Below are 12,365 nucleotides of genomic sequence, written 5' to 3' on the forward strand. Positions count from 1 at the left end.
ACGGGACCGTCGACGACTGCGGCGAGCCGGGAAGGAGGCTCCACCAGTCCGTAGATGAGGGTGCACCGCTCCGCGCGAAAATCCCACGTGCTGACGCCGTCGACCCTGGTCGGATCCTGGAGTGCTCGGCTCCTCCGTACGGCGGAGCCGGCCCGCCCTCTCATCTGCGTGGCGGAGCCGCCGTATAGCCGCCGAGACGGAGGATCCTGCCGCGCAACGGCGATGGACTGTGAGCACCACTGACCGAACCGATCAAAGGTCCCCACATGCTCGGAGCACGCAGCCGCCGAACACCGCCCGCCGCGCCCATCGGAATCGACTCCGCCCGTAGTGCCGTACGTCTGACGCAGGTAACCAAGGCCTACGGCAGCGGCCCGTCCGCGGTCGTCGCGCTCGATCAGGTCAGTACCGGCATCGGCGTTGGCACGTTCACCGCCGTCATGGGCCCCTCGGGCTCGGGGAAGAGCACCTTCCTGCACTGTGCCGCCGGACTCGACCAGCCGACGTCCGGGGTGGTGCAACTCGGCGGACAGAACCTCGGGGACCTCGCGGAGCGGCAGCTCACGACGTTCCGGCGGACCCGTGTCGGGTTCGTCTTCCAGGCTTTCAACCTGCTGCCCTCCCTGACCGTGGAACAGAACATCACCCTCCCCCTGCGACTGGCCGGTACCAAGGCCGAGAAGGGAGCACTGGGCGGCATCGCAGCCGCCGTGGGTCTCGCGGGACTGCTGGAACGCCGCCCCGCCGAGCTCTCCGGGGGCCAGCAACAACGTGTCGCCATCGCGCGAGCCCTCATCACCCGCCCCGAGGTGATCTTCGCGGACGAGCCGACGGGCGCACTGGACCCCGACACGGCCGAGGAGATACTCGACCTGCTCCGGCAGGCGGTGACCGACCTGCACCAGACCGTGGTCATGGTCACCCACGACCCGGCCGCTGCGCAGCGCACGGACCGGGTGCTGTTCCTGGCCGCCGGCCGAATGGTCGACTGCGTCGAGGCACCCTCCGTGGCTCGGGTCAAGAGCGTCATGAGCGAGCTGCGGAGGGCGTACTGATGCTCCGTCTCGCCCTGGCCACCCTGCGGTCGCGCGCAGGTGCCTTCGCCGCGACGTTCACCGCCCTGCTGCTTGCGGCGGCCGTGGTGAGCGCCTGCGGGGTGCTCCTCGAATCGGGGCTGCGCTCCGCACTTCCGCCGGAACGGTACGACAAGGCACCGGTCATCGTGGCCGCGAGCCCGTCCGCGGAGCTGGAGGTCAAGTCCGCGGACGGGTCCCTCTACCGAAGCGCGCAGCCCCTTCCTGAACGGTCCCGTCTCGACGCATCCCTGGCCGATGCCATCGCCGCAATCGACGGCGTCACCTCGGTCGTGCCCGACCGCCGTGCCACGGTGCGTCTGCTGGCGGGGGGCCGCTCCGTCACCGGAGCGAACGGCGCCGTACCCCAGGCACACACATGGGAGAGCCGTGTCCTGGGCGGTTACCATCTCACCGCGGGGCACCGCCCCGAGACGTCCCGCCAAGTCGTCCTGGACGCCGACCTCGCCGAACGCGCCGGCCTGCGCGTCGGCGACGACGTCCGGCTGATGTCGACGGCCACGCCCCTCACCTTCGAGGTCACCGGCCTCGTGACCCTGGACAGGGGCCGCACCCCGCGGCAGTCGGTGCTCTTCGCCTCCACGGCCGCGGTCGAGAAACTGGCTCCGGCCTCGCGCACGTCCGTCGACGCGTTCGGTGTGCTCACCGCTCCCGGGACACCGACGGGGCCGGTCGCCGAGCAGATCGAGAAGACGCTCAAGAACACGAACGCGTCCGTGTACACAGGCGGCGGGCGAGGCGAGGCGGAGTTCACCGACGTGGCGGTCGGCGCGGCAGCCCTGGTCGAGCTCGCCACCGCGATCGGCGGCAACGTCATGCTCGTGGCCGTCTTCGTCCTCTGCGCGACGACGTCGCTCGCCATCCGGCACCGACGGCGGGAGATGGCTCTGCTGCGCGCGATCGGCACCACGCCGGGGCAGCTGCATCGCATGATCGCCGCGGAGTCCGCCCTGGCCGGCCTGACCGCAGGGGTGCTGGGCTGCCCGCTCGGTGTCGGCGTCGTGTCCTGGCTCAGCGGCCAGTTCGCCGGACGCGGCATCGTGCCCCCGGACTTCCAGCCGGTGATCGGACCGCTGCCCTTCCTCACCGCTGTGACGGCCACCGTCCTGACCGCGATGGGAGCCGCCTGGTTCGCCGCCCGGCGTGCGGCGCGCATCCGCCCAACCGAGGCGCTGCGGGAGGCGGCGGCCGAGCCCGACCGTCTGGGCCGCGGACGGCTGGTGGCCGGCGGGGTCCTGCTCACTCTGGCGGTGTCCGTACTGGGCCTGGGCCTGGCCTACCGCACCGACTTCATGACCCTGGTCGGAATGGCCAATTCGCTGGTCCTGGTGCTCGTGATGGCGGCAGCGGTCCTCGGGCCGGTACTGACGCGCGCCGCGACCGCTCTGCTGGCCCCGCTGATGCTGCGTACCGGCGTAGCCGGGTGGCTCGCGGCGGCCAACTCCCGCGCGCACGCCGCCCGGACGGCGGCGGCCGTCACCCCGCTGATCCTGGCGGTGTCCTTCGCCGCGACCGTCGTCTTCACCCAGACCACCCAACTCGACAGGTCCGCTCAGGAGATCCGCTCGGGCACGATGGCCGACCAGGTGCTGACCTCCGCCGCCGGCGTGTCCCCGGACCTGGCACGCCGGGCCGCTGCGCTGCCGGGCGTGTCGGCCGCCACCGGGGTCGTCCGTTCCAGGGCCGTGGGTGTGGGCTCCCTGCTCGGTACGGAGGAAACCGTGTCCCTGACCGCGCAGGGCCTGCAGCCGTCCGCCCTGTCCGCCACGGTCGACCTGGACGCCCGCGAAGGCGACCTTGCGGACCTCGCTCCGGACACGGTCGCCCTCAGCACGACGGCGTCTTCGTGGCTCGGGCTCGGCGTCGGGGACCGGGCTCACCTGTATCTCGGCGACGGCACACCCTTCACGGGCAAGGTGATCGCCGTGTACGGGCGGGGGCTCGGCTTCGCTGACCTCACCTTCGACCACGACCTGCTGCTGTCGCATACCACCGCGGGGGTCGACCACTCGGTACTGGTCCGGTCCGGGTCCCGGTCCGGGGATGTCGCGGATCAGCTCTCCACGCTGGCTCGCGCATACCCGGGTACGGCACTGAGCGGCGCCCTAGCCGCGGACGATCTGGTGGCCGAGCAGAGGGCGATGGCGTGGGTGAACTACGTGGTGGTGGGGCTGATCATCGCCTACACCGCGCTCACCGTCGTCAACACCCAGGCGATGAACACCGCCTCGCGGCAACGGGAGTTCGCCCTGCTGCGGCTGACCGGTGCCACCCGCGCGCAACTGCTCGGGATGGTGCGCCGGGAGAGCGCCGCGGTGGTGATCGTGGGAGCGGTCCTGGGGACACTCCTCGCCGCTCCCCCGCTGGCGTTGGTTGCGCTCGCCCTGACTGGCGGGCCGATGCCCACGGTGCCGGTGCCGGGCTGGCTCGCGATCGTCGGCACGACGGGTCTGCTGGCGGTGGCCGGGGCGCTGCTGCCCAGCCGCCTGATGCTCCGTGCCCGGCCGGTGGACGCCATCGGGACGAAGGACTGACGGAGTGACGAGTGGTCGCCGGGGAGGGGCCGACTGATAGCGTGCGCTCCCCTGCGGCATGTACCAGGTCGGGGGTCCACGCCGGTTCGGGGCTGCCTCACCAGCCTCCACCTGCCGCGCCTGCTGCACAACGCCGTCACGGCCCTTGTTGCTGGCCACCCCCTTCTCCTGCGTGCCGCCGTGACCGACGCGTCGGTCACGTGCCGCCCGCGCCCGCCGGGGCGGCGGGGCGGCGGGACGGCGGGAGCGTGGTTCCCCGCCCCTTCGGGTTGCGCAGCTAGGCGTACGCTCCGTCACGATGCTCCCTGTCAGCCCGGCCGTACGGGGACCTCACGCTCGTTCCCGGACAGTGGCGTGCCTGTCCGGGAACGAGGGAGTGACTGCTACGACGCGGACGGCGAAGGCGTCACCGCGTCCGAGGGTTTGCCGGGCAGCGGCTCGAAGGCCAGGGCGTCCCAGGCGATCGAGTCGTCGCCGGTGCCGTTCGCGGTGTGCGAGCTCAGCAAGACTCTCGGCGTGCCGTGGAACTCGTACGACCCCAGCGAGACCCAGGTGTTCTTGCCGCCGGTGTCCTGAGAGATCGTCTTGTCCACGACCGTGCCGTCACCGAGGTCGATGTGGTACGTCGCCTGGTCGGTGTCGGCCTGGTGGTCGGGCAGGTGCACCATCACCCGGGCCCAGCCCTTGATCTCGCGGTCGGGCGTCCAGGTGCCGGTGACGACCGAGTCGGTGAGGTCGGCCACCCGGGTGTGCGTGAACCAGAAGTGGCCGCCGAAGCCCGCACCGAGCTGATGGAAGTCGATCTTCGACGGGTAGACGGTCGCCCCGTTCTGCTCGGCGGAGCCGAAGGTGAACTCCAGGGTGCCCCGGCTCACCCAGTTCCTCTTGCTCGCGCAGGGGTTGGTGGCTCCGACCCGGAACTTCACGGTGTTGGGCACGTCGTCCACGATCAGGGCGTTCGGCGGGAGGGCGGAGGTGCAGGCCGCCGGGTGGACCGGGGTGAGCGTCGGTTCCGGGTCACCCGCCTGATACTTCAGCACCTCCGTGCCGCACGTCGTGGCGCAGTCCGTCCACGACACCGGCTGGTGCCACCAGCACTTGAAGTCGTCCCGCTGGCAGGGGCCCTCGGGCTGGCTGGATCCCTCGACCTTGCGGGGCTTGGAGATGTCGCATTCATTGCCGGCGGGCTTGCAGAAGGTGTCGTGCGCGGGTTCGGCGTCCGGCGCACTGCCGGTGGGCCAGCGGCCGACGGCGAAGGCCTTGCCGGTGGTGCCGGTGGCCGGGTCGGTCTTCTGCTGGGAGTAGGCCGCCCAGCCCAGGACCCGCTCCGGGTAGGACCACAGGTTGGGGGTGCGGGCGTCGTCATAGCCGGACGACAGGAACATCTTCCGGTCCGCCGGGTAGATGCCGTTGGCCGGGTTGTTGAACCAGCCCAGGCCCCAGGGAGCGGCGGAGTCGGAGGAATCGGGCTGGTTGAGGCCGCTGTTGTAGGCCCACAGCGCGAACCACCAGTTCTCCAGGTACTTCGGGTCACCGCCGCCTGCGAGAACGCCCTTGTCGTAGAGCTGGTTCCACTTGTCCTGGAGGATCTGCAGACCGGCGGCGATGTTGGCCGCGTAGTCCACCGTGATCGCCTGCTGCTGCTCGGCGGTGTAGGTGGTGTCCGACTTCGCCATGCCGCTGGTCACCTGGGAGATACCGTAACCGCAGTCGGCGGCGGCCCAGTTGACGGTGTGGACGCTACCGCCGTTGCCGTAGTAACCGCCCTGGGTGAAGTTGCCGCTCTCGCCGGCCGTCGCCCGGGAGGTGGCCTGGATCAGGTTGGACTCCTGGGCGAGGACACCGAGCATGATCTGCGCGGGCACCCGGCCGCCACCCTTGAGCTCGTGGGACGGGAACAGACCCTGCGGGGTGTAGGACGCCAGGTCGGTGCCGTTCCATCCGGCGCGCCGCCGCACGTCCAGCTTGCCCTGTACGGCGAGGTCTGCAGCCCACTCGACCATGGCGGCGGAGGGCTGGAGCGACTGCAGCTTCGGGTCGTTGCGGGTGACCGCGCAGGCCCGGTCCGGGTCGGTGGTGGTGGTCGCCGGGCCGTCGTCGGAAGAAGCGGGGGACGCGGTGGTGCCTTCCGGGGTGATGCCGTCCGTGTGCATCCCGTCCGACAGGGCCGGGGACTGCTCGTCGCCCTGGGCCTGCTCCGGCGCCCTGGGCTTCACCCGGAAGCCGAGGGTGGCACCGGTGCCGGACAGGACGGCGTCGATGCCAACGGGCCGCGCGGTGCCGGCGGAGGCCTTCTTGCCGCCCGCCGCCTCGGTGCCGCTGCCGACGGCGGTCAGGGCGAGCGTGCCGGTGGTGGAGACCTCGGCGGTGGCCGGGACGTCCAGCGCCTTCCAGCTCTTCGGCAGGGCGGATTCCGTTACGGCGTCCTGCGCGTCCTTCCCGGTGAGGTAGACCCGGCCGCCGGTGCCGCGCACCGCGAGCGCGCCGAGGGCGCCGGAGCCGAGCAGTTTGTCGGAGCCTGCCGAGGTGACCCGGTGGACCTGCGTCTTCTTCCCGGCCGGGACCTGGTAGGCCAGGCCGCTGTGTGCGTCCGGCACCAGCCGGAACGGTGTTCCCGCGGTCCGGGCCAGAGTGCTGGTGTCGCCATGGGCGTCCACCGAGAGGACGGAGTTGCCCAAGGCCGCCGCGATCTTGTTCCCGAGAGGCACGGCGGAGGTCAACTGACCGGGCACGGCCTGCTGGCGTACCAGCCGCCCCTGCCGGGCGTCGACGGTCAGCAGTTGTGTGCCGTCGCCCTGCGGCCGGGAGAGCACGGCCTGTTCGCCGTCGCCGCAGCCGGGGTTGAAGTAGGCGAGGGAGACCAGCTCCGGCAGCTTGGTCACCTTGCCGTCGGCCAGGTCGACCACGGCCGCGAACGCGCGCCGCTGGAAGCTCTCCTGGTCGTTGACGGCCTGCCGGGGCGCGTAGACCACGACCGCGCGGTCGCCGGAGCCCGTCACGCAGGTCTGGCCGATCCACTGGTCTGTGTCGATGCCCGGCTCGGAGAGGGTGGCGGCGGTGCGCCACTTGTAGGCGTGTGCGGCGTCGGCGACCAGCACGTGCAGTCCGGTGGCGTCGCCGTCGTAGGTGACCATGCGGTCGCCGGACTTCTGCCACCCGGGGGGCAGTTGGGAGGTGTCGGTGACGTGGTCCGCCGGTGTCGGGACGGCCGGGTCGGAGGAGGAGGAAGTCAGGGCTGCCGATGCCAGCGGTGCGACGAGCGCCATCGCCAGCATGGACAGACCGCCGGCCGCGGCTATCCGGCCACGTCGGCTCTTCGGCACCCGCCAGCGGTGCCTTCCACCTGAATGTTTACGAGAAACGCGCAAGGTGTTTAGTCCGTTTTCACTTGTGCAGTTCGGATGCCGACCTCTATGGCTCCCCCAGGCCGACGAAGCGGAAGTTATCAATCCGATGTGTACGCACAAGGAGAACAAGGGGTGTTACCGAGCGGTATTCACGAAATTCACACCAGGTGTGGAGAGTGATTCTCATTTCCCGCCCAACTGCCCATTATTTACCGAATGCTTGACTCGTTCATTGCACGGAACTCAAGAATCGGCCCCTGCACCGTCGGCTGAGCCGCCGTCGGGCTACTTCGCGACCGGGCCCTTGTGGCCCGACACCCGGGCGATCCACGTGATGAAGTCGCCGCGGTCCTCGCCGCCCACAACTAATACTCCAGCCGTAGATCGTGATCTTCATGTCTGATTCGCGGCTTGTCGGCGGTAACGGCTGGCCTGGGCTCGGGCCTGGTGGCGGCGGCGCCAGGCGGACCAGCGGAGCCGGTGGGCTGCATCGTGCACGGGCCGGACGATCAGCGTCGTGAACAGTCGCTGGATCTCGTTGCAGGTGAGCGGGATCAGCTCGTCCGGGGCGGGATGGCGGGCGTGTTCGTCGGCGCGGACGACGGCGAGGAAGGCGTGAGCGAGCATGGCGAGGGTGACCCAGCGGGACCAGGAGGTACGGCGGCGAACCTGGTGCTCGTCGAGTGCGGCCAGGCCCTTTCCGGATTGGAAGAACTCCTCCACCCGCCATCTTGATCCAGCGACTCTGACCAGCACGGCCAACGGCACGGACGCGGGCGAGTAGCAGCGGTAGTAGGCGAGTTCACCGGTGCTGCGGTTACGGCGGATCAGCAGCTGACGACTCCCGGGGCGGGGGTCGGCGAGGTCGATGACTGCCCAGTTGTAGAAGCGGTGCCCCTTGGCCCCGGCCCCTGCCGATAGCTTCTGCCAGGCCCGCTTGGGCACCTTCTTGGACAAGATGTCCGCACGGAACTTCCCTGCACCGGTGGTGACTTCGTGCGAGCAGGCCACCGCGAGGACGTAGCCGGTGTCGCGTTCCTCCAGTGCGGTTCGCAGCTTCGGGTTGCCGCCGTAGACCTCGTCCCCCGCCACCCAGGCAGCCTGATGGCCGGCGTCCAGGAACCGGGCGACCATACGAGTGGCCAGCTCCGGCTTGGTCGCGAAGACGGTGTCCTCGTCCAGGCCCGCAGCCCGGCAGCGGTCGGGGTCCAAAGTCCAGGAGCGCGGAACGTAGAGTTCCCGGTCCACGGCGGTGTGGCCGCGCTGACCCGCGTAGACCAGATAGACAGCGACTTGGGAGTTCTCAATCCTGCCAGCGGTGCCGGTGTACTGGCGCTGCACCCCGACCGTGCTGGTGCCCTTCTTCACGTCCCCGGTCTCGTCGACCACCAGTACCGCCCGGTCGTCGTGCAGATGCTCCACCACGTACTCCCGTACGTCATCGCGTACCGCATCGGCATCCCACTTGGCCCGGCCCAACAGGTGCTGCATACCGTCCGGAGTGGTCTCGCCGGCCCACTCCGCGATTGTCCAGCAGTTCTTGCGTGGCAGGTCGGCCAATAGACCGAGCACCAACCGCGCCGCCCTGCGCCGGGGTTCGACCCGCGCGAAGCGCCCCGCGATCCGGCCCATCAGACCCTCGAACGCGTCCCGCCAACGGGCGGGTTCTATGCTGTGACCTGCGGCCACCGTCTCTTCGTCAGTCCACACAACTCACGATGATCAACGGTGGCCGCAGCCGTCTTATCGTCGGCCCTGACCAGCCAACATTACGATCTGTGCCTGGAGTAGGCGGCGGTCGAAGGGGCGACGCAGGCGCACCGTCCCGTATCAGGAGGACATATGCGACGTGGCGAAGTCTGGTGGGCAGATTTCAACGAGCAGCGGGCAGTCGTACTGCTGTCGGGAGAAGAGGCGTCCGGTTTCTTGGCGATGCAGGTCGTCGCTCCCGCGGGCACCGATCTCAGCGGCGTGGCCGTTGAGTTGGCAGTAGGTGCCCCCGAAGGACTGCCTCTCGAAGGCGTCCTGAGAGTCGCACTTCCACGTCCCGACCTCATCCCTTGCACTTGGCTGGTCACCCTGGCCAGGGAAGACCTGACCGGGCAGGCGGGCGTCCTGCCGTCCGCGAAGCTCAGCGAGATCGAGGATGCCCTTCGTCTCGGTGGACTCAAGTAGGCAGAGAGGGATGGACGCCGCCGATGGCGCGGCCGGTCTCGTCGAGATGGTCAATGGTGGCCGCGCCATATCAGCGGCGCCCCCAGTGACAAGATCACGATCTACGGCTGGAGTACTAAGCGACTCGGCAGACCTCCTTCAGCAGGGTCGCGGAGCCCTCTTTCTCCGGCGGGCTTGCGCCGCTATAGGGCGCCTGCAAAGCCTGTCAGCGGCAAGTCGTCTGGTAGCGGGGAGGTGACGTGCTTTCGGGTGCTGGGGTGTGCGGGCTGCGTACCCGTTACTCGACGGATCTGCCCGATGCGGAGTGGGCGATTTTCTGTCCGCTGGTTCCGGGGGTCAGGCCCGTGGACGGCCGGCAAAACACACACGACGGGAGATCCTGAACGCATTGGTGTACTGGTGGCGGGCCGGGTGCGCCTGGAGACTGCTGCCGCATGAACTGCCGCCCGGGCAGACGGTCTACCACTACTGGCGGCGGTGGCAGCAAGAGGGCGTGTGGGAAGTGATGTTGATGGCTCTGCGGGAACGCGAGCGGGCACAGCTCGGCCGTGATCCCACTCCCAGTGCGGCCGCCGTGGACAGCCAGAGCGTGCTGCTGGCCACCGACGCGGCGCAGCGCATTCCGCGCTCCCACCCACCTGGAGCGCGGCCGGCGCTCTGCGGCCATGACTGTCCTCCGGAGCGAGGATCATCGCCGTCTTCCACAATCCGGGGCCGGCTGGCGTTCGGGCTCCCGAAGGCACCCTCCCCCGGTCGCCTTACACGTGACGCGGCCGGGGGAGCGATTCACTCGTGACGCAGTCCCTGCGGTCGCGTCGAACGCCACAATGCCGGCAGGGTCAACAGGGCGACACCGATCGAGGCGGCCGCCCCGATGCCGGCTATGGCCACTAGGGTGCTCCAGTTGTGCGTCACAGGCCTTCCGGCGAGATCGAGCAGCGTGCTGCCCAGGGCCGTCCCGATCGACTCCGCCACGAGCAAACCAAGTCCGACGGGGAGTACGGACTGCAAGAGGACGGATGTGGCGAGCGTCCGACGGGGCGTGCCGAACGCGACGAGTACGGACAGGACCCGTGCGCGCTCGCGGACCTGTTCGAGCGCACCGAGCAGCATGCTCGCTGCGATCAGTCCCAGCACGGCGGTTACCCCGGCCAGCAGAGCCCGCCTGACTCCGTCGAGGGCAGGGTCGCCCTGGGACTTTCCAGGAAAGTCGACGCTGAAGGCCGGGTCGAGCCGTGCTGCTGCGGTGCGGATGTGATCCTGCACGTCTTTGAAACCGGTCGCATAGGTGAGGCCGACCGTGCTGACGGCGTGTGCGATGGCGGTCTGTCCGGCCGCCCGGGGCGTGGCCAGCAGGGTCCGTTCAGAGGAAACCGCTGCCGGATAGGCGGGGGTCGCACGGACGCTTGCGGTGATGTCCGGCACTGTCCAGCGGGGGCCATACATGTCCATGCGCAGTTTCATGCCGGCCGCCCAAGTGGTCATGTCGGGCATGGTGTCCGTGGACGGAGGAGCGGTGAGAAAGGCGTCCCCGTCCGAACAGGAAGGCAACTGTGCCAGCAGGCGCAAATGAGCGCAGTCGGCGATGAGGACAACCTGAGGGAACCCACCGTTCAAGGGGCTCACCGACACCTCCTTGAACTCAATCGCCCGTCGGACGCCAGGAGTCGTGGCGAGTACCGGGGCGTACTTCGCCCTTCGCGTCCCGCCGTCGTCGAGGCGGGCGATAGCAACGCGTGTCGAGGCGGAGGGGCCGCGTGCCCCTCGGGCGGTGCTGTCCACCGGGTTCTGGGAGAGTCCGGTGAGGAGGGTCTGCAGGGCCACGGCCCCTGCCACGGCAACCGCGATTCCGTTGACCGAGCGGGTGGCGGAGTCGCCGTTCAACTGCAGGCCACGTAGGGCCAGTTGCCAAGACACCGGGCCGAAGCCGCCGAACAGCCGGGTGAGGCGTTCCACGGCCCAGGGCAGCACCGCGGTGACTCCGACGAGCAGCGAGAGCATCCCGATGACCACCAGGACAACACCGGAGGTGCCGTGCAGGTCGGCAGGGCTGCGCACGGAGATCCGCAGCAAAATCAGTCCGAGCAGGGGAAGTACTATTCGCCACCACAGGCGTCGCGAGGAGCTGCCGGACTTCCGTACGACTCCAAGGGGCTCTACGGCCACCTTGTGCATCGACAGTTGTGTGATGCCGAGGGAGAGCGTGAGTACGGCGACGACCACGAGCGCCGCCAGCAGCGGCTGTGGCGTGAGATCTTCCGTGAAGACACCGAGGCCCTCTATCTGAACCGTTCCTGCGAACTGACGTCCCGTGATAAATAGGATCGCACCCAGGGCGATACCTGCCAGTGTGCTGAGCGCGACTTCGCCTGCTGCGATGGTGGCGGTCGTCCCGCGGTTCGCACCGACCAAGCGCAGGGCGGCCAGCCGCCGGTCCCGTCGCTCACCACCGAACCGTACGGCCGCGGCGATGAAGGCACCGACGGGGAGGAGCAGTACGACGATTCCTGCGATGCAGAGGAGGACCAGCTCGGGGGGAAGGGGCTTCTTCGCGTAGGCCTTACCGAAGTGGTCGAGCCGTCGCGTTTGCCCTGCATCGGTCGCCATGCGGTTCGCGACCAGATAGAAGGCGGGCTCGCCCGGGTCGAGCAGACCTGCTTCGCCGATCTCACCCGCAATGGGATGGGCGAGACGCTCGCGCAGCAGGCCGTTTCCCGGTGCGGACAGCAGTTTGTGCAGTGCAGGAGATACGACCATCTCACCGGGGCGTGGGTAGCGCTGGACTCCGGGCGGCAGCGGTGCCGCGGGGCCCTCCGGCTGCACCAGGCGCCCTCTGATCTTCTCGCCCCGGAACACGGTGTCGATGTCCTTGATAAGAACAGTGTGATCCGAGCGCGTGATGGCGCGGTCGCTGAGGTTGACATCAATACGGTGGTGGATCCGCTGGTCCCGGTGGTGTCTGGCGGTCGGCACCGACGCGGCGAACAGCAACATTGCCACACCCAGCCCCACTCCGACCGCTGTAAGGGAGGTGCGGATCGCACTGTTCCGCCCGCCGAAGAGTGCGAGTCGAGCTCCGAAGGCGAGCGCGCGGAGACCTCCGAGGCTCCGACGTGCAGGTGGGCTCACAATGTTCCTCTCGTACGACTGGGGACAGGGTGCCGTCTCGCGGCTCAGGCGTGGGCAGCGGAAGGGGCGAACGCCATCTGCGATAC

7 protein-coding genes are annotated in these 12,365 nt (G+C 69.4%); 4 read left to right on the forward strand and 3 right to left on the reverse strand.

Annotated elements, in window-relative coordinates; genetic code table 11:
* The first annotated feature begins 266 nt into the window (after positions 1-266).
* Complete coding sequence (locus tag OG381_RS01010; RefSeq protein ID WP_327714147.1) at positions 267-1,055, forward strand: ABC transporter ATP-binding protein; 789 nt, start codon at positions 267-269, stop codon at positions 1,053-1,055.
* Positions 1,055-3,628, forward strand: coding sequence for an FtsX-like permease family protein (locus OG381_RS01015; RefSeq protein ID WP_327714148.1), 2,574 nt, complete (start codon positions 1,055-1,057; stop codon positions 3,626-3,628). Before OG381_RS01010 ends, OG381_RS01015 begins: the two co-directional genes overlap by 1 nt.
* A gap of 383 nt (positions 3,629-4,011) precedes the next feature.
* Here OG381_RS01015 and OG381_RS01020 read toward each other — a convergent pair whose 3' ends face one another.
* Positions 4,012-6,951, reverse strand: coding sequence for a golvesin C-terminal-like domain-containing protein (locus OG381_RS01020; RefSeq protein ID WP_327714149.1), 2,940 nt, complete (start codon positions 6,949-6,951; stop codon positions 4,012-4,014).
* 417 nt (positions 6,952-7,368) lie between these two features.
* Complete coding sequence (locus OG381_RS01025) at positions 7,369-8,607, reverse strand: IS701 family transposase (protein ID WP_327722357.1); 1,239 nt, start codon at positions 8,605-8,607, stop codon at positions 7,369-7,371.
* 210 nt (positions 8,608-8,817) lie between these two features.
* Between OG381_RS01025 and OG381_RS01030 the strand changes: the two genes are divergently transcribed.
* Complete coding sequence (locus OG381_RS01030; protein ID WP_327714150.1) at positions 8,818-9,150, forward strand: type II toxin-antitoxin system PemK/MazF family toxin; 333 nt, start codon at positions 8,818-8,820, stop codon at positions 9,148-9,150.
* Between the two features lie 304 nt (positions 9,151-9,454).
* Positions 9,455-9,946: a transposase gene (locus OG381_RS49475; RefSeq protein WP_443061852.1), complete on the forward strand. Its 492-nt coding sequence runs from the start codon at positions 9,455-9,457 to the stop codon at positions 9,944-9,946.
* Here OG381_RS49475 and OG381_RS01035 read toward each other — a convergent pair.
* Positions 9,937-12,144: an FtsX-like permease family protein gene (locus OG381_RS01035; protein WP_327714151.1), complete on the reverse strand. Its 2,208-nt coding sequence runs from the start codon at positions 12,142-12,144 to the stop codon at positions 9,937-9,939. The genes OG381_RS49475 and OG381_RS01035 overlap by 10 nt on opposite strands.
* Positions 12,145-12,365 lie beyond the last annotated feature (221 nt).

This window comes from Streptomyces sp. NBC_00490 (assembly GCF_036013645.1).
GTDB classification, from domain to species: domain Bacteria; phylum Actinomycetota; class Actinomycetes; order Streptomycetales; family Streptomycetaceae; genus Streptomyces; species Streptomyces canus_F.